General features: G+C 61.3%; 19 protein-coding genes. 9 read left to right on the top strand and 10 right to left on the bottom strand.

The annotated features are described in order from the left end of the window. Positions 1 to 16: 16 nt before the first annotated feature. Complete coding sequence (locus C7T36_RS11295) at positions 17 to 400, bottom strand: hypothetical protein (RefSeq protein ID WP_033233856.1); 384 nt, start codon at positions 398 to 400, stop codon at positions 17 to 19. Between the two features lie 29 nt (positions 401 to 429). Further along, a complete protein-coding gene (locus tag C7T36_RS11300) occupies positions 430 to 1,407 on the bottom strand; it encodes a serine/threonine dehydratase (protein WP_045065413.1) in 978 nt (325 codons plus the stop codon). Between the two features lie 197 nt (positions 1,408 to 1,604). Between C7T36_RS11300 and C7T36_RS11305 the strand changes: the two genes are divergently transcribed. Together C7T36_RS11305 and C7T36_RS11310 are read left to right on the top strand one after the other, a co-directional pair. Continuing rightward, on the top strand, positions 1,605 to 2,066 hold the full coding sequence (locus C7T36_RS11305; RefSeq protein ID WP_033233599.1) for an Hsp20/alpha crystallin family protein: 462 nt from the start codon (positions 1,605 to 1,607) through the stop codon (positions 2,064 to 2,066). Between the two features lie 281 nt (positions 2,067 to 2,347). After that, positions 2,348 to 3,709 (top strand): ammonium transporter, encoded by a 1,362-nt coding sequence (locus C7T36_RS11310; RefSeq protein WP_033233600.1) that lies wholly within the window; start codon positions 2,348 to 2,350, stop codon positions 3,707 to 3,709. A gap of 62 nt (positions 3,710 to 3,771) precedes the next feature. On the opposite strand, the gene C7T36_RS11315 is transcribed toward C7T36_RS11310, so the two are convergent. From C7T36_RS11315 to glnT, 5 genes are all read right to left on the bottom strand, one after another. Continuing rightward, positions 3,772 to 4,434: an XRE family transcriptional regulator gene (locus C7T36_RS11315; RefSeq protein ID WP_045065415.1), complete on the bottom strand. Its 663-nt coding sequence runs from the start codon at positions 4,432 to 4,434 to the stop codon at positions 3,772 to 3,774. Positions 4,435 to 4,504: 70 nt separating this feature from the next. Beyond that, positions 4,505 to 5,845: an FMN-binding glutamate synthase family protein gene (locus tag C7T36_RS11320; RefSeq protein WP_045065417.1), complete on the bottom strand. Its 1,341-nt coding sequence runs from the start codon at positions 5,843 to 5,845 to the stop codon at positions 4,505 to 4,507. Between the two features lie 25 nt (positions 5,846 to 5,870). After that, a complete protein-coding gene (locus C7T36_RS11325) occupies positions 5,871 to 6,596 on the bottom strand; it encodes a protein glxC (protein ID WP_084702509.1) in 726 nt (241 codons plus the stop codon). Next, positions 6,584 to 7,480 (bottom strand): glutamine amidotransferase family protein, encoded by an 897-nt coding sequence (locus C7T36_RS11330; protein WP_045065419.1) that lies wholly within the window; start codon positions 7,478 to 7,480, stop codon positions 6,584 to 6,586. The genes C7T36_RS11325 and C7T36_RS11330 overlap by 13 nt, the downstream gene beginning before the upstream one ends. 37 nt (positions 7,481 to 7,517) lie before the next feature. After that, a complete protein-coding gene (gene glnT, locus C7T36_RS11335; RefSeq protein WP_045065421.1) occupies positions 7,518 to 8,912 on the bottom strand; it encodes a type III glutamate--ammonia ligase in 1,395 nt (464 codons plus the stop codon). 318 nt (positions 8,913 to 9,230) lie between these two features. On the opposite strand from glnT, the gene C7T36_RS11340 reads away from it, so the two are divergent. Genes C7T36_RS11340 through C7T36_RS11370 form a run of 7 tightly spaced genes read left to right on the top strand, consistent with a single transcriptional unit; the run spans position 9,231 to position 14,324 of the window. After that, entirely contained in the window at positions 9,231 to 9,617 is a 387-nt protein-coding gene (locus tag C7T36_RS11340; protein ID WP_045065424.1) for an ethanolamine utilization protein, read from the top strand. 10 nt (positions 9,618 to 9,627) lie between these two features. Next, a complete protein-coding gene (locus C7T36_RS11345; RefSeq protein ID WP_045065426.1) occupies positions 9,628 to 10,143 on the top strand; it encodes a dimethylamine monooxygenase subunit DmmA family protein in 516 nt (171 codons plus the stop codon). Next, positions 10,140 to 11,132 carry a PDR/VanB family oxidoreductase gene (locus C7T36_RS11350; RefSeq protein ID WP_084702512.1) on the top strand — a complete coding sequence of 331 codons (993 nt, stop codon included), beginning with the start codon at positions 10,140 to 10,142 and terminating at the stop codon, positions 11,130 to 11,132. Before C7T36_RS11345 ends, C7T36_RS11350 begins: the two co-directional genes overlap by 4 nt. Next, positions 11,129 to 12,136 (top strand): DUF3445 domain-containing protein, encoded by a 1,008-nt coding sequence (locus tag C7T36_RS11355; protein ID WP_045065431.1) that lies wholly within the window; start codon positions 11,129 to 11,131, stop codon positions 12,134 to 12,136. Before C7T36_RS11350 ends, C7T36_RS11355 begins: the two co-directional genes overlap by 4 nt. Further along, positions 12,133 to 12,597 carry a dimethylamine monooxygenase subunit DmmA family protein gene (locus tag C7T36_RS29835; protein WP_045065434.1) on the top strand — a complete coding sequence of 155 codons (465 nt, stop codon included), beginning with the start codon at positions 12,133 to 12,135 and terminating at the stop codon, positions 12,595 to 12,597. The genes C7T36_RS11355 and C7T36_RS29835 overlap by 4 nt, the downstream gene beginning before the upstream one ends. A 29-nt stretch (positions 12,598 to 12,626) precedes the next feature. Then, positions 12,627 to 13,616 carry a DUF3445 domain-containing protein gene (locus tag C7T36_RS11365; RefSeq protein ID WP_045065436.1) on the top strand — a complete coding sequence of 330 codons (990 nt, stop codon included), beginning with the start codon at positions 12,627 to 12,629 and terminating at the stop codon, positions 13,614 to 13,616. 21 nt (positions 13,617 to 13,637) lie between these two features. Further along, the gene (locus C7T36_RS11370; protein ID WP_045065437.1) at positions 13,638 to 14,324 is read left to right on the top strand and encodes a dienelactone hydrolase family protein; all 687 of its coding nucleotides are present in this window, start codon (positions 13,638 to 13,640) and stop codon (positions 14,322 to 14,324) included. Between the two features lie 80 nt (positions 14,325 to 14,404). Here C7T36_RS11370 and C7T36_RS11375 read toward each other — a convergent pair whose 3' ends face one another. The 3 genes from C7T36_RS11375 to C7T36_RS11385 all read right to left on the bottom strand — a co-directional run bounded on the left by C7T36_RS11375 (position 14,405) and on the right by C7T36_RS11385 (position 17,510). Beyond that, complete coding sequence (locus C7T36_RS11375) at positions 14,405 to 15,031, bottom strand: MBL fold metallo-hydrolase (protein WP_045065438.1); 627 nt, start codon at positions 15,029 to 15,031, stop codon at positions 14,405 to 14,407. Further along, on the bottom strand, positions 15,028 to 16,116 hold the full coding sequence (locus C7T36_RS11380; protein ID WP_033233613.1) for an S-(hydroxymethyl)mycothiol dehydrogenase: 1,089 nt from the start codon (positions 16,114 to 16,116) through the stop codon (positions 15,028 to 15,030). The genes C7T36_RS11375 and C7T36_RS11380 overlap by 4 nt, the downstream gene beginning before the upstream one ends. Before the next feature lie 128 nt (positions 16,117 to 16,244). After that, entirely contained in the window at positions 16,245 to 17,510 is a 1,266-nt protein-coding gene (locus C7T36_RS11385) for a response regulator transcription factor family protein (protein ID WP_045065441.1), read from the bottom strand. Positions 17,511 to 17,516 lie beyond the last annotated feature (6 nt).

Here is a 17,516-nt window from a genome sequence, read left to right on the forward strand (position 1 = left end):
GTAAAACTTCGCAGACTCACTCGTTCTTCGGTTGTGGCTTCTCCGGGTTCGGCGTGGCCGGATCGATGGTGTCCGCCTGATCCCGCTTCTCGTTCAACTCATCCTTCGAGCTTGCTACGTCCCGCCGATGCTGCGCCGCATGCTGTTGCAGGGCAGATGCTTCCGCAGCTTTGGCATCGGCCTCGGCTTGCACCATGCGAGCCTTCGCCTCACTTTCCTTGGCCTTGGCCTCACGCTGGCCTACTTCGAACGACGACTCCGCCACGTCCTTGCGAATCGCCTCGGCCTCGAGGTGGCGCCGCTCGTTACGTTTGTTGCGAGCCGTCCACACCAGAAGCGCAACGACCACAATCACAACGACCACAACTACAATTGTCCAGATAACACTGCTGGTACTCATACTGAAAGCAGTACCCACCAGCAGATTTCTCACACGCCCATGTCCCCCAGACTTACGTTGGCGCCACACAGAACGACACACAGCTCACCGTCTCGCGGCGGTGAAACCGTGCCGTCCAACACCGGAACCAGCGCTGCGGCGGTACCCAACTCCACGAGTATCCGAAACTCGCGCCACAGAAAAGATCTAGCCCGAACGATCGAATCGTCATCTACGACAACACTGTCTACCGCGTTGTCGGTGACAGTCGCCCAGGCTATTGCGCCTACGCGCGACGCTCCGAGGGAATCGGATGCAATGCTGTCCAACTCGATATCAACAGGATGTCCGGCTTCCAGCGCAGCATGCAACGTGGCGGCACCGATCGGCTCTACCGCAACAACTCGATCCTCTGGCCGCGCTGCGGCAGCGATCCCCGAGACCAGTCCACCGCCGCCCACAGCGATGCAGTACGTTATCGGCCCGCTCGCTTCCTCCGCGACCTCGAGCGCGATGGTTCCGGCACCAGCCACAATGTCGGGAAGATCGTAGGCGTGTAGCTCCAAAGCCCCGCTCGACAAGGCAATCTCGGTCGCTGCTGCTGCCGCGAGAACATACCGATCGCCCACCTTTTCGACCGTTGCCCCCAACGCGCCGAGCGCCGCAACTTTTGCATCGGGCGCAGTTTCCGGCACGACCACGGTGCACCCCAACCCCCGGCGACGCGACGCCCATGCAGCTCCGATAGCCGCGTTTCCACCCGACGCGATCACCACCCCCGCACTGGGCATCGTGCCGTCAGCAGCTGCCCGCTCGATCGCGTTGAAACTGCCGCGCACCTTGAACGACCCGCCGTGTTGGAGGTACTCGAGCTTGAACATGACCGCAACGTCTCCGTGCGGTGTCGGGACCGTGGTGCGAAAGATCGGAGTCCGTCGAGCCAACCCGTCGATCCGCTCGCGGGCGGCCTCGACGTCAGCGCTCGTCAGGGCTACTGGTCCCGTGATGTTCTCGGTGCGAGGAGTCATAAGGCAACCTTACGGATCGGCACCCGCTTTACCGACCACCTGCCACATCGACCTCGCTGGGTCACACACGTCACTGGAGTAGCCGACCTCACGTGTCTGGCACTCGACTACTTCGAGTGCTAATCTTGCTGGTGCACAGTGATTTCGGTTGCTGTCACAGGGACTGCGACCATGGGAAACATGGGAGGTGAGTTGCTGTGCTTCGCTTCGATCCGTTCAGTGATATCGATTCGATCGCGAAGTCGCTGCTCGGCGCAGACGTAGGCGCCGGCCGAGTTCCTCGTTTCATGCCGATGGACCTCTACCGGGTCAACGATCACTACGTACTCAACGCCGATCTTCCCGGAGTAGATCCAGGAACCGTCGACGTGAGTGTCGATCACGGAATGCTGACGCTCTCTGCCACGCGTACTGCATCGTCGGACGAAAACATGCAGTGGCTCGCTTCGGAGAGGTTCGCCGGAAGCTACCGGCGGCAACTGGCACTCGGCGAGAACATCGATGCCGACCGAATTTCCGCGACGTACAACAACGGCGTTCTGTCCGTCACGATTCCGATTGCCGAGCAGGCAAAGCCTCGACGCATCGAAATCAGCCGAGCGGGAGATTCCGAACAGACGATGATCAACCCGACGCGTGAGCACGACTCCAATCGCTGATCAACTACCCGCACGTCGTACACGGTAGAAGGAGGCGAGGTCCAGGGTCCGAATACGATGTCTTTGATGGTGATCGCCATTCGGTGGTCACCATCTCTTTGTGCAGCACCGATACCGATGCCCCTTCGCACCGGCATTTACACAGTGTTCACCTGCCCCACTTGCAGGCCTTACACAACCAGTCCACTCTCGGGTGACGGTGATTCACCGCATAAGACACATCGCCGAACACACGTCGCAATCGAACGGCGATCACTCCGGACTCAACAAGGTGGACACATATGGATCAGGCAATCATTGCCGCAGATACCGCGTGGATCTTGGCTGCATTCACTGCCGTATCTCTCATGGTTCCCGGACTGGCCCTGTTCTACGGCGGAATGGTCAGTGTCCGAAGCACTCTCAATATGGTCATGATGACCTTCGGCGGCTTTGCCGTTGTCGGCGTTCTCTGGATCATCTTCGGATACTCCGCAGTCCTCGGCAATTCACTGGGCGGACTCGGATTACTCGGCGACCCACTCGAATACATCGGTTTGGGGCAGCTTCTCGAAGCACCCGCCGAACCCGCACTGCCGCCCGCATTGGTGGCAGGATTCCAGCTTCTATTCGCCGGCATCACCGTCGCACTGATCTCAGGAGCGTTTGCCGACCGCCTCAAGTTCGGCGCCTGGATGATCTTTGCCGGGATCTGGGCCACTCTCGTGTACTTCCCGGTTGCGCATTGGGTATTTGCCTTCGACTCCGCCGACGGCAGCGTCGTCGGCGGCTGGATCGCCAATAAACTTGCCGCAGTGGACTTCGCGGGTGGAACCGCTGTGCACATCAATGCCGGTATCGCCGCACTCGCGGTGATCCTGGTACTCGGTAAGCGTCGTACATTCCCGAACGCGCCACGGCCGCACAGCGTTCCACTGACCATCCTCGGCGCCGGCATCCTGTTCTTCGGCTGGTTCGGGTTCAACGGCGGTTCTGCACTGGCTGCCAACAACAATGCGTCGGTAGTCATCTTGAATACCGTCGCCGCCGCGTGTGCCGGCATCTGTGCCTGGCTCGTCGTCGAAAAGTTCCGCGAGGGTCATGCTACGACGCTCGGCGCTGCTTCCGGGCTGATCGCGGCTCTGGTCGCCATCACCCCTGCGTGTGGTGCAGTCTCACCGATGGGTGCGTTGATCGTCGGTGCAGCAGCAGGCGCGTTGTGCTGCTTCGCCATTTCGTTCAAGTTCAAGCTCGGCTACGACGACGCACTCGACGTGGTCGGGATCCACCTCGTCGGTGGCATCCTCGGCACTCTGCTTGTCGGTTTGCTCGCCGTACCCGAGGCGCCCAGCGGCGCTCAGGGACTGTTCTACGGGGGTGGCCTCGAGCTACTGGGCAAGCAGAGCGTGGCAGTGGCCGCTGTGGTCGCCTACTCGTTTATCGTCACGTTCATCATCGCAAAGGGCATCGACCTCGCGATGGGCCTACGTGTCAACCCGGAAACCGAGTACGAGGGCCTCGACGTGGCTGTTCACGGCGAAACCGCGTACGTCATGGATTCCGTCTCGATGACCAGTTCCACGAAGCACCAACCCGACGCGGTATCTGTTGCCGCCGAATCCATGACCACCAAAGCTGCAACCGCAGTAGAAAGCAGTTCGTAGTCTCGCAGACGTCCCGAAGTGTGCCCCTGCTCTCGACATCGAGCGCAGGGGCACACTGCTGTTCAGCCTTGGTGATTGTCAGGGTAGGCAGTCACTGCCAGGAAGCGAATAGGCAACTGCACCAACTCGTTCGGTCCGTGCAGCCCCTCACCGTCGAGCAGGAGCGAGTCTCCTGGACGCAAGTGATACTCCGAGTCGCCATGGCCGTAGATCATTTCACCTTCGAGCATGTACAGCAGTTCGGTACCGGGATGCTGAAAGAGCGGAAACACTTCACTGGCGTCGGTCAACGTGACAAGAACGGGTTCGAGTCGTTTGTTCTGCCCGCGCAACGCACCGAGCAGTTCGTAATGGTGCCCGACCCGGGTGCCGCGGCCGACGATCTCCGCACCGTGGCCGGCTTCGACGAAGACCGCGTCCCGCTTGGCATCGGCTCCGCGGAAGAGAGAGGTGACCGGCACGTCGAGACCGGCCGCGAGGCGGGCCAGGGTGGAGAGGCTGCAAGACGTCTGGGCATTCTCGATCTTGGACAGCATCGCCTTCGAGATCCCGACTCTCGTAGCCATGTCCCCGACCGACAGACCACTGGCCAACCGGAGCTTGCGCACCTGGGCTGCGATCACCTTCTCGAGGTCGAGGCCGGTCGGAGTGTCCGCAGGAACTTCGCGCTGCTCCGGTGCCGGGTCTCCCGTGTCTCGGTGGACACTGCGCTTCGACGTCGTCATAGGCACAAGCCTAACGGCGCGTCTACTGGGAGTAGACGCGCCGTCACTGATTGTGTGGCTTACATTCGTGTTACATCGCCCCGGGGATCCAGGTGGTGCCGGCTAGCGGCACCCGAGCCATTGCCGAGGCCTCCACTGTCAACGCAACCAGATCCTGCGGTTCGAGATTGCGGAGGTGCGATTTGCCGCAGGCCCGCGCCAGGGTCTGTGCTTCCATCGTCAGAACCCGCAAGTAGTTCGCGAGGCGTCGACCGGCGTCAACCGGATCGAGGTTCTTTGCCAACTCTGGATCCTGAGTGGTGATTCCGGCCGGATCACGCCCCGCCTGAAAATCATCGTAGAACCCGGGAGCAGATCCGATCTCCGCGTACTGCTCCGCAAACCGGGGGTGGTTGTCGCCCAGCGCAATGAGTGCCGCTGTCCCGATGGCAACAGCGTCTGCGCCCAACGCCATCGCCTTGGCAACATCTGCGCCGCTTCGGATTCCGCCGGAGACGATCAACTGCACCGAACCGTCACCGCTCCCACGATGAACGCCCATCTCCTGCAACGCCTGTACTGCTTGTGGAATCGCGGCCAGCGTGGGAATTCCGACGTGTTCGATGAACACGTCCTGAGTGGCAGCCGTCCCACCCTGCATACCGTCCACCACCACGACATCGGCGCCGGCTTTCACGGCAAGTTTCACGTCGTAGTAGGTGCGTGTTGCGCCCACCTTGACGTAGATCGGCTTCTCCCAACCCGTGATCTCACGCAATTCGATGATCTTGATCGCCAAGTCGTCAGGGCCAGTCCAGTCCGGATGGCGGCAGGCGCTTCGCTGGTCCACCCCCATCGGCAGCGTTCGCATTCCGGCAACACGCTCGGTGATCTTCTGTCCCAACAGCATTCCGCCGCCGCCAGGCTTGGCGCCCTGACCGAGCACGATCTCGATGGCATCCGCCTTCCGAAGATCGTCCGGGTTCATGCCGTAACGCGACGGTAGGTACTGGTACACCAGATTCTTGGACTGCCCCCTCTCCTCCGGCGTCATTCCGCCGTCGCCGGTAGTTGTGGATGTGCCCACTTCACTGGCCCCGCGCCCCAGAGCTTCCTTGGCCTGGCCGGACAATGCGCCGAAGCTCATCCCCGCAATCGTGATCGGAATATCCAGGTGCAGCGGAAACTTCGCATGACGGCCGCCGAGCACCACATCGGTGTCACACTTCTCGCGATACCCTTCCAACGGGTACCGCGACATCGACGCGCCGAGGAACAGCAGATCGTCGAAATGCGGCAGCTTTCGCTTTGCGCCCCAGCCGCGGATGTCGTAGATCCCGGTATCTGCTGCCCTCTGGATCTCGTGGATGACCCCGCGGTCGAAGGTCGCGGATTCACGAAGCCATGGTGTGGTTGTGCTCGGAGTGGTCATGGAAGGCTCCTTCGGAGAAAAAGATTCAGTACGCCGAAGCGTTGTCGACGTGGAAGTTGTACAGCGACCGGGCGGAGCCGTAGCGGGTGAACTCACGTGGATCCGCGTCGAATCCGGCTGCGCCCAGCAGTTCCTGAAGCTCGACGAGATGCTCGGGGCGCATCTCCTTCTTGATGCAGTCGGCGCCGAGAGACGCCACGGTTCCGCGCACGTAGAGCCGAGCTTCGTACAGCGAATCTCCCAACGCTTCACCGGCATCTCCGAGAACAACCAGCCGACCGGCCTGCCCCATGAACGCGCTCATGTGTCCGATGTTTCCACCGACCACGATGTCGACGCCCTTCATCGAAATACCGCAGCGCGCAGCAGCATTGCCTTCCACCACCAACAGTCCGCCGTGGGCCGTCGCACCCGCCGACTGCGACGCGTCGCCGCGTACCCGCACTGTCCCCGACATCATGTTCTCGGCAACTCCGACACCGGCGTTTCCGTTGACGGTCACCGAGGCCTGCTGATTCATCCCGGCACAGTAGTAGCCGACGTGCCCGTCGATTGTGACGTCTATCGGCTGATTCAATCCGCACGCGAGTGCATGCTTACCGGCCGGACGACTCACGCTCACGCTGCTCGGAGCCTCGGTGGACTGAAGTGCGGCGTTGAAATCTCGGGTTTCGGTGATATCGAGATCAAAAGATTTGGTAGAGAGCGTGACCGGTGCGGAATCTACCGGAACTGCTGTCATCGGTGCCATACGTAAACCTCTTCCGGCTCTGGTTCGAAAATGTGTGCCTGGTCGATTCCGGGCAATCCCGCAAGTGCGCGGTATTCGGAGGCCATCGCGACGTACTGATCCGTCTCGGCGACGATCGCAGGCTTGCAGGCAATCGGATCACGCACTACCGCAAAGGAATCACTGGTCGAGACCAGCAGGGTGTAAAACCCGTCGAATCGCTCACCCAACAGTCGGAGCGCCTTCTCGAGGTCGACACCTTCGGAGAGTTGCTTGGCTACGAACCTCGCACCTACCTCCGTGTCGTTCTCACTGTCGAAGACCACACCTTCCGATTCGAGTTCACGTTTCATCGTCAGGTGATTGGAGAACGACCCGTTATGTACGAGGCATTGGTCCGGGCCGACGGCGAAGGGATGTGAACCTGCCGCCGTCACAGCCGATTCCGTTGCCATACGGGTATGCGCAACACCTTGCCACCCCGACGCCGACGGCAAGCCGAATCCACGCGCCAACTCGAGCGGGTTGCCCATTCCCTTCAGAACGGTGACATCCTCACCGAATCCGATGATCACCGCTGCGGGGAGCGTCTCACGGACTGCCGCCAGAAGAACGTCAGTCGGAACGGCGGCGTGGATGACGGTGGTGGGATCCGCCTCGAGTACGGTCACCGCAGCACCCACCGACTCGGTGAGACTGTCCGCCAAGAACACAGCGTCTGATCCCGCACCGAGTACCGACACCGAACTGTGCCCGGCCGGTGACCACGTCGGGTCTCCGTAGATCGCCATACCGGCAGAATCCGGTCCACGATCCACCATTTCGCCCAGCATTCCGGTGAGCAGTTCACCGAGGCGGGGATACAGCGAGGGCTCTCTCAGATGAAGCCCGACAATGCCACACATGGGCAGTCTCCTTGTCTCTTGCGAAGGAATACGAGAATCAGAACGCGGTGAGGTAGTTGTCCACTTCCCAGGGAGTTACCGTGTTGTGCCACTGGAAGAACTCTTCACGCTTGAGGGTCGTGAAGTACCCAGCCACGTCGGCGCCCGCAGAATTCAGCGCCCCGGTCACCACGGGGTCTGCGGCCAAGGCATCCATGGCGTGCAGCAACGTCATCGGCAGCGAATCCGACGTCGATGCGCCTCCCGGTTCGCCTGGGTCCAGTTCGCGCCGAATACCGTCCAGACCGGCTGCGATCGTCGCGGCGGCGGCAAGATACGGGTTGGCAGAGCCGTCACCACCACGCAGTTCGACGCGGTTGCGATCGGGAACCCGGAGATAGTGTGTGCGGTCGTTGCCGCCGTACGTCGCATGCCGCGGTGACCACGTTGCGCCACTGGTCGTTGCGGTGGCTCCGGTTCTCTTGTACGAGTTGACCGTCGGGGCAATCACTCCTTGGAGTGCACACGCATGGTCGAGAATTCCGGCGATGAAGGAGTACGCGGTCGACGACAATCCGAGGCCTCGCTCGTCCGTCGAATCCGGGAATGCCGATTCTCCGTCTCGCCAGAGCGAGAGATGCATATGCATGCCGCTCCCCGTACGGTCGGCGAAGGGCTTCGGCATGAATGTTGCAGTCATACCGCGTTCTTCGGCAAGGACGGAGATCAGGTAGCGCAACGTGATCACTCGGTCGGCGGTGGTCATCGCATCCGAGTAGTTGAAATTCTGTTCGAACTGCCCGTTTCCGTCCTCGTGGTCGTTGGCGTAGTTTCCCCACCCCAGCTTGTTCATGGCAGTAGAAATCGACGTCAGGTGCTCGTACATGCGGGTGACATCGCGGGCGTCGTAGCACGGTTGGCGTGAGGTATCGAGAGTGTCTGCGGTGCGCAGGGCTCCGCTCTCGTCCTTGTCCACGAGGAAGTACTCGATCTCCGCTCCTACGTTCACGTCCAAGCCCATCTCCGCTGCCTCCGCGAGCACGGATCGCAGCATCACTCTCGGTGCGTAGGGCCAAGGCTTACCCTCGACATGCGGATCGCAGTGCACCAGCGCAAGGCCGGGCCGGATAAATGGAATAGGTGTGTAGGAGGTTGGGTCGGGGATCGCCACGAGATCGGGATCCTTCGGCTCCTGCCCCATCGCGCCGGCTGCGTAACCCGCAAATCCGACGCCCTCTGTCTGCAGTTCTTCCACCGATTCGATCGGCACCAACTTCGCGCACGGTTTACCGGCGAGATTGACGAATACCGCGAGGATGAATCGTGTTCCGTCGGCCCGCGCTCGCGTTGCCAGGTCCATCGGGCGCTCACCTGTCACTGCATCCGGGATTGCCTGGGGCACTGCATGCAACTCTGCCGCTGTTTCATTCAGTTCGGCGGTGTCGATCGCCATCGAGACTCCTAGTTTCACGCAGGGCCCTAGTTCCACCCAACGTGGTCGGCTATTCCGGTTTCACTGGGTGAATCACTGTCATCTAACAGGAAACAAGGTTGATATGTCCATCTCGTTACGCCCAAGTGAGGTTGTGATGACGGCACCGCCTGCACTGGTGAACTTCTAATCAAGTTGCAGCGAAACAGATTACGGAGATTTTGTTTACCGCCACGTAACCGAAAATCGGTTTCCTCTCATTACAGTAAGTTTCACGTCAGCGATCACATCCCTACGATCGGACGCTCTTTCATCCATCCCATTCCCTCAGGAGCACCGATGAGCATTTCTACGACGTCCACCACGCCGGCAGAGTTCCGCGTCACCGCAGACTTCTGGGCAGACCTCCCCCAGATGCCCGAATCCGAGTACCCCGGCACCAAGGGATTCATCGACGACGTCTATTCCAATCCAGACGGTTCAGCGATGTCAGCGGGCTACTTCGAATTGATCCAGACCGACGCTCCACTCGACTACCTCTACGAATACGACGAAATGAAGGTGGTCCTCGAAGGCGAGTTCGTTCTCGAAAACCTCGACACCGGCCAAGTGAGTGTCGCGAAGGCCAAAGACGCGATCTTCTTCCCCAAGGGCTCGCGCATCAGGTTCACCACCCCCGATCGCGCGCTGGCCTACTACGTCGGCCACCGCTCGTTCGCACCGTAAGCCAACCGTCGTGAGTGTCTGTGCCCGGTCGACCAGCGTTCCGCGCTGGGACGCCGAGCGGCTTCTCAGCGATCCGGACGGACGCTACTTCACCGTCGTCTCCTTCGGTGATCGCGCACACACCGATGCGCAGCAGGTCGTCGGAGAGCACTCCGGCCACCGGGTCAGCTGGTTGAAACTCGGCTCGCAGTGGAGCGCCGTGACATCCGCAGTGTTGCAGCGAGAGTTCGCTGCCGCGAGAGTGGGTTGGCGATTGATCGTGATCGGCGCCGAAATCGAAGTACTACAGGCACGTTCGGTGGCAATCGCCGCCGGCGCCATACCCGCAGAGATCCTGACGTACGTCACAGGCGACGCGCAACGCCGGGTCTACTGCGTGCATTGCCGGCACGTTCACCAAACAGATACACCTGTCGGAGCACTCAGCCCCTGTCCGCGATGCCGTACCGACTTGTTTGTCTACCACCATGTATCCCGTAGATACGGAGCCTATCTCGGGTTCATGGCCGATGCCGAGGAGCAATGATGACCGCAACAACGGACGCACCTGGCGTCACAGACACCAAGTCGTTGACCTTGGTGCTGACAGAGGCCACCATGCTCTGCGACGGTGTCCGATCTCTCCGCCTCGAAAGCGCCGACGGCTCAACACTTCCTTCCTTCACGCCCGGGAGTCACCTTGTTCTCGACTGCGGTACAACACCACAGGGAATGCCGCGGCGCAATTCGTATTCGATGACCGGGCCGGAACTCGAACCGGATCACTATTGCGTTTCGGTCCAGCTGGATCGAGGCGGCAGAGGTGGATCACGCTGGATTCACGACTTGGAGATCGGCACGAGTATCCGCACGTCGCGCCCGCGCAGTGTGTTCGCTCCGGTACTCACGGCACGGCATCACTTGCTGGTTGCCGGCGGAATCGGTGTGACGCCGATACTGTCGCACGCGCGGGCCGCCGCACAATGGGGTCGATCCTTCACCGTCCTGTATGTGTGGCGGGGAACCGACGCAGCGCACCTGGCCGAACTACGCGAACTGTGCGGATCACGTCTGCACGTCTTCTCCTCACGCCATGAGTTGTGGGCCCACCTGGGGCCGGCTCTGCTGAAACAACCACTGGGCACCCACCTGTACACGTGCGGCCCCAGCGCGATGATCGACGCCGTCGAGGGTGCCGCCAAAGCAGCGGGATGGCCGAGTGCCCGCATTCACTACGAACGTTTCGGCGGCGTGGAACTGGACCCCGGACAACCGTTTACCGTCGCATTGCGCGGCAGCGGACAAGAATTCGACGTTCCTTCCGGAACAAGTGTCCTCGAGACTCTCGAACAGCACGGCATCACCATCCCCAATCTCTGCCGTCAAGGAGTATGCGGCGAGTGCCGAATACCTGTGACAGACGGGAGCGTTGCACATCGCGATCTATATCTGACCGACGAGGAGAAATCCCGTGGCACATCGATGATGGCCTGTGTATCGCGGGCCGAGGGATCACGATTGGAGTTGAACTTGTGAACGCATCGGCAGAACTACTCGACGTGCCCACTCGAATTGCGAACTTCCCGTTCCCTTTTGCCAAGGACTCGTACCGCTACAGCACCAACGTCGAACCTGCCGGGACACCTGCAAGAACGGCCGCCGGCGAGTGGGGCAAACACACGATCGAGATCGACGAGAACTACCATCACGAATTGGCCGAGCGAACAAGGATATTGGCTTCGGACGCCAGTCGATATCAGAGTCTGCCCCACATGATGCCGGCGCAGTGGGACGCCATGATCTCGATCATGCGCATGCTCGCCGAGAGCTATCCGGACTCCATGAGTCTCGAACGCGACGGCACGGCTTGGATCTGGCGAAACGGATTGCTCGATACCGAGCAACGGTTTGTCGTCGGCGATCTCGGTACGCTTCCGATCGACCCACTTCGGTTTGCCACCAACCAGATTCAGGAAGATGTCGTCCTCCTCGATCAGCGAGAAGGACAGCTCTGGGGCGACGCCGGTGTAGTCACTTTTGCGGCGGATTGGTCTTTACGATTCGACGTCGGCATGAGCTTTCTGCAGATCCACGGCCCGGTACCTCGCGTGCATGCTGAGGGTATTGTCTCCCGCGCCCAGAGTTTTCTCATGCGCCTCGAACCCGGTGAGCGATACCGCCGAACCAACTGGACCTTGACCGTCGACGGCAAACTCGACACCTCCACCGAGACGTATCCGCAGTGGGGACCCGACCGAACCAGCCTGGCCCGGGGACCACTCGAGGATGTCGGCGACCGACTGTTCCTCCGCGTCGAGGTACAGCACCTGATTCGCTTGGCAAACTCCGGTTCGATCATGTTTCTGATCCGGAGTTACCTTCTGCCACTGCGAGATATCGCATCGGTTCCCGTCTGGGCTCAGCGTCTACACGCTGTACTCGACGACCTGCCGGAAGACATGGCCGACTACAAAGGGATTACCAAAACCCGCGGACCGGCAATGGAGTGGCTGCGCGCGCATGCAGGAGTCGGCTCGTGACCGAAGCCCCGGAACTGGATATTGCCGGGCGTGAGTTTCTCCTCATCTCACTCGGCGGGTGTCCCGACGGTCGAAACACCGTGATCGACTGGGCAACCGAGGCAATCGCCGCCGGGCGATCGGTGACTGTTCACGTTCAGGATCAACTCGATCTCTCGCGCATCGAGCAGTCGGTGGCAGGTTGCCACACCGGTGCCCGCATTGCCGTTGCCGGTCCAGAGTACGACGTGATGCAAGCACTGGCCGCCATACGTGCCTGCGGCGCACTGCCATGCGAAGTGCGATCCAGCGTCACGAGCACGGGAACAATTTCGCTCTTCTGCCCACATTGCGCACACACCCATCGGGTCGAGACCCGTCCCGGCTCGGCACACGAATGCCCTTCGTGCCGACTACTACTCGATATCCGGGTACACAGAAATTCACATCACGGGAGCTACCTCGGCTCCGTCGCCGCGTAACACCGCCTTTCCACTCGAGGAGTGCAGTTGTGAGTGATCTGAAAACCTTGCCGTGGCCGTTCCCCGACGAAGACCGAACCTTTCGCTACGGCGTCAACGTTCAACCGGCACCGCGGTTGACGACAACTCTGGCAGGCGAATGGGGTGAACACGTCGTTGATCTCGGCGACGACTACCTCTACATGATGCAGCTACGACGCGACATCCTCGATCGGGATCCAGGCCGGGCACAGATGCTGCCGCACATGATGCCGGCGTGCTGGGACGTCATGCTGTTTCTCATGCGTCAACTCGCCGCGTCCTATCCGGCTTCGATGTTGTTGGAAGGCAAAGGCAATCACTATCGCTGGACCAATCGGCTACTGGGGATCGAACAGAGCTTCACACTCGGAGATCTGTTCACCCTTCCCGAAGACCCACTGACATTCATCGGTTGCCAGGTACCCGACGATATTCTGCTGCTCACCGAACGCGACGACCAATTGTGGTTCGACGCCGCACTGGTCACCTCGTCTGCCGACTGGTCCGTGAAATTCGATATCGGAATGAGTTTCGACGAGATTCACGTACCGGTACCTGGGTTGACCGCAGGCGGTGTGACCGGCAGAGCCCAGAGTTTCATGCGGATGCTGACAACAGACCAGATCTATCGCCGGGTGAACTGGACGTTCTCCGCCGTCGGTTCCCGGTTGCGTGACACCAGCCTCGAAACGATGCCACAGTGGATGCACGACATGCCGGAGTTGATCTCCCAGAAAGACTGGGGCCGAATCCAACTCCGCATCGAACTCGAACACCTGATCCGACTTCCCTTGACCGGAGCACTGGTCTTCAATATCCGCACGTACCTGGCCCCGCTGTCGGACATCGCCGCAATCCCACAATGGGCGGAGCAATTGGCGGCCATAGTGACCGAACTACCTCAGGAAATAGCCGAATACAAAGGTATCGACGGTTACCGCGTGGAAGCAATGAAGTGGCTACGTGCACAATCCGAGGTGCTCGCTGCGACGGGCTGAGCGTTCGCTTACAGTCGGAGAATGGACATTCTCTCGAGCACGGTGAACGACGTACCGCTGAGCATCGCCCGACCCGAATCGCCTGCCACGCAGAAACCTGCGGTGATCGTGCTGCAGGAGGCCTGGGGCGTCAACGCTCATATCGAGAGCATCCTGTTACGCCTCGCCGACGCCGGATACCTTGCGGTTGCTCCGCACCTCTACCACCGTGGATCACAGTCGTTCTTCACCGATTTTCCATCGGCCAAGAATTCTCTCATGGCGCTGAACAGCGAGGGGATCGGTCACGACGTACGTGTCGCCGTCGCGTACTGCAAGTCCGAGGGAGCCGGCAAGGTCGGCTCCCTCGGATTCTGCATGGGTGGCACCGTGTCACTGTGGTGCGCCGCTGTTCCTCTTGTCGATGCCGCGGTCACCTACTACGGCGGCGCGGTTGCCGAATCACGATGGTCGGGAATCGCTGCCGGGACCGAACTTGCAGCCCAACTGAAGGTTCCGTGGCTCGGTCACTACGGCGACCTCGACACCGGTATCCCGCCGGAGAGCGTCGAACAATTACGCGGGGCCACCTCCGAACTCGCCCGGGTGTACCGGTATGCCGACGCGGGCCACGCGTTCAACAACGACACCGCCGGCGACCACTACAACCCCGACGCTGCAACACTCGCCTGGTCACGCACTATGGAGTTTTTCGGCGAGACTCTGTGACGCCGAGTTCCGGTCAGGGAACGCGCCCTGAAGGTCGGTGCGAACACACGTCGTGCTCGCACCGACCGTTTCTGCCGCAGTCAGGATCCGGCGCGGATCCATTCCTCGAGGTGCGGCGCCTCGGTACCGATTGTGGTGCCGTCACCGTGACCGGTGTGAACCGTGGTCTCGGCAGGTAAGGCAAACAGCTTGTCGCGGATCGATCCGATGATGGTCGGGAAATCGGAGTACGAGCGCCCCGTTGCACCGGGTCCACCGGAGAACAAGGTGTCGCCGCTGAACAGTGCCCCCGCCTCGGGCAGGTAGAGGCAGGTCGATCCCGGCGAATGGCCCGGCGTGTGCATGGCCAGAATATCGGTGCCTGCCACCGAGATTCGCTGCCCGTCTTCCAAACTCAGGTGCTTGACGCCTGGATGTGTCATCTCCCAGAGGACGTCGTCAGCCGGATTCAGGTAGATCGGAGCGTCGAGCTTCTCGGACAGTTCCGGCGCAACGGTGACGTGATCGTTGTGTCCGTGAGTACACACGATTCCGACAACCTTGCGGCCGGCAACGGCGTCGATGATGGGCTGCGCGGTGTGCGCGGCGTCCACGACAACCACCTCGTTGTCGTCACCGATCAGCCAGATGTTGTTGTCCACGTCCCACGTTCCGCCGTCGAGGCTGAACGAACCTGATGTGACGACGCGATCGACTCGCAAGGTCACAGGACCACCACCGAGCGCAGGACCTCGCCGCGGTGCATCGTCTCGAAGGCCTTCTCGACCTCGTCGAGCTTGATGCGCTCACTGACGAACTTCTCGAGCGGCAGACGCCCCTGCTGGTACAGATCGACCAGGACCGGGAAGTCGCGCTCGGGCAGGCAGTCTCCGTACCATGACGACTTGAGTGCGCCACCACGGGAGAAGAAGTCGACAAGTGGCATCTCGAGAGTCATGTCCGGCGTCGGAACACCTACCAGCACTACGGTTCCCGCGAGGTCACGCGCGTAGAAGGCCTGCTTCCACGTCTCCGGGCGTCCAACTGCGTCAACGACGACATCTGCGCCGAAACCACCGGTCAGCTCCTGAACAGCTTCGACAACGTCGTCGACCTCGGTGGCGTTGATCGTGTGGGTTGCGCCAAGTTCTGTGGCCCACTCCAGCTTTCGCGGATCACGGTCGATGGCGATGATGGTATTGGCGCCGGCCAGACGCGAACCCATGATGGCGGCGTCGCCGACACCACCGCAGCCGATGACGGCCACCGAGTCGCCGCGGCCGACGTTGCCGGTGTTCATGGCGGCACCCATACCGGCCATGACACCGCAACCGAGCAGACCGACAACAGCGGGATCAGCCGACGCATCGACCTTGGTGCACTGGCCTTCGTGGACAAGGGTCTTGTCGGCAAACGCGCCAATGCCGAGGGCCGGCGTCAGTTCGGTTCCGTCTTCGAGGGTCATCTTCTGCTCGGCGTTGAAGGTGTCGAAGCAGTACTGGGGGCGTCCGCGCTTACATGCACGGCACTGCCCGCAGACGGCGCGCCAGTTCAGGACGACGAAGTCGCCGACCTCGACGTGCGTGACTCCCGCGCCGACGCTCTCGACGATGCCCGACGCCTCGTGCCCGAGAAGGAACGGGTATTCGTCGTTGATGCCGCCGTCGCGGTAGGTGAGGTCGGTGTGGCACACGCCGCACGCTGCGATGGCAACAACCACCTCGTTGGCACCGGGATCGGGAATCGTGATGGGAACGATTTCGACGGGGGCACCCTTGGATCGGGCGATGACGCCGCGTACCTGCTGTGGCATGGCTCTGCTCCTGGCTTGTGCGTTTTCGGACATGTCGTCACATAGCAATATATGAACGCACTACGAGGTTAACCCGAATACCCGAGCCGGAACCCTGGCCGAAATAACTGACCGACCTATCCGAAGAGCTAGGGAGCTGGTTTGACACCGGCTTCCGCGCCTACAGCTGCGGCAGCACCGCGGCTGTCGACGCCCAGTTTCTTGAGAACTCCCGCGACGTGAAATTTCACGGTGCTCTCACTGACACCGAGACGCTCGGAGATCGCCTTGTTCCGACGACCCGCGACCAGATGCTCGAGCACTTCGATTTCTCGCGGACCCAGATCGGACAGCGTGTGGTCGACGGGCGTCGCGGCAACCACGTCGAGCGGAATGGTGGCACTGATCCGGCTGCCCCAACCTGCAGTCGACTCCGAATCTATTGTTCCACCCAACGTCTCTACCCGCGAACGCAATTGGCGTTCCAGATCGGCAACGTCGGCTTCGCCTCGCCCGTCGTCGCGGATGTCGATCAACAGAGCGGAACCGTCGAGGCTCCACTCGACCCGAATCCGCGACAGCGTGTGTTGATCCGCAAGAGCAAGCACCGCACCTCGCACCACCGCCCGCGCGCCGTGCGCAACTTCACCGGGAAGCCCACGCCCCTCGACCGGCGGTTCCACCAGTTCCAACTCGACGTTGCGGTGTTTGAGCAGTGATCGCAACTCCCCGCGCATCCGCGCAAAAGCCGTGGTGATTGCCTCTTCCGCCAGTTCCCGATGGACGTCGACAGCGGACCGCAACCGGATCAACGCCGACGACGTGGTCTCCCTGGCAGCTGTTCGCGCCCGAGTGTCGTCGAGATCATCCGAACGCAATGTGGCCAGGACGGTCTCCAGCGTCGCCGCGTGAACCTCGGTCATCTCGGCAACCGTGCGCGCGCGTTCCGACGACGCGGCACGCGACTCCGCCAAATAAGCCGGGCTGGCATTGCGGACCTGCAGTTGAATGCCGGTCGCGACCACTCCGAACAGTGCTGCCGTCAACTCGAGCGCCGTTGCCCGAGTTGCCGTCGAGCGCGGCAACAGGACCAGTACCGTGTCTGTCCGATCGAGAACAGCCACCACTTCACGCTCCCGGCCGGCAACCGCCAGTTGCCCCCGAAAGATCTGTCCCACAGCAAGATCGGTACGGATACGATCAAGTTCGGCGATGGTGACTCGATCGACGACTGCCGGATCTCCAGCCACCTTGCGTGGCCGGCCGGTGCATTCACGTGTGAAGATCACGAGCGCGGTGTGCGGCACCAGATCAGTGAGCAACACCGAGAATCTGCGGCCGATCTCGGGCAGCGGACCCACCAGTACGTCGCGCAGTTCGGAGATGAGGGTGGGGAGCTGTTCGGTGGTACTCACCGTTCA

This window comes from Rhodococcus sp. AD45-ID (assembly GCF_003023755.1).
GTDB lineage: Bacteria > Actinomycetota > Actinomycetes > Mycobacteriales > Mycobacteriaceae > Rhodococcus_F > Rhodococcus_F globerula.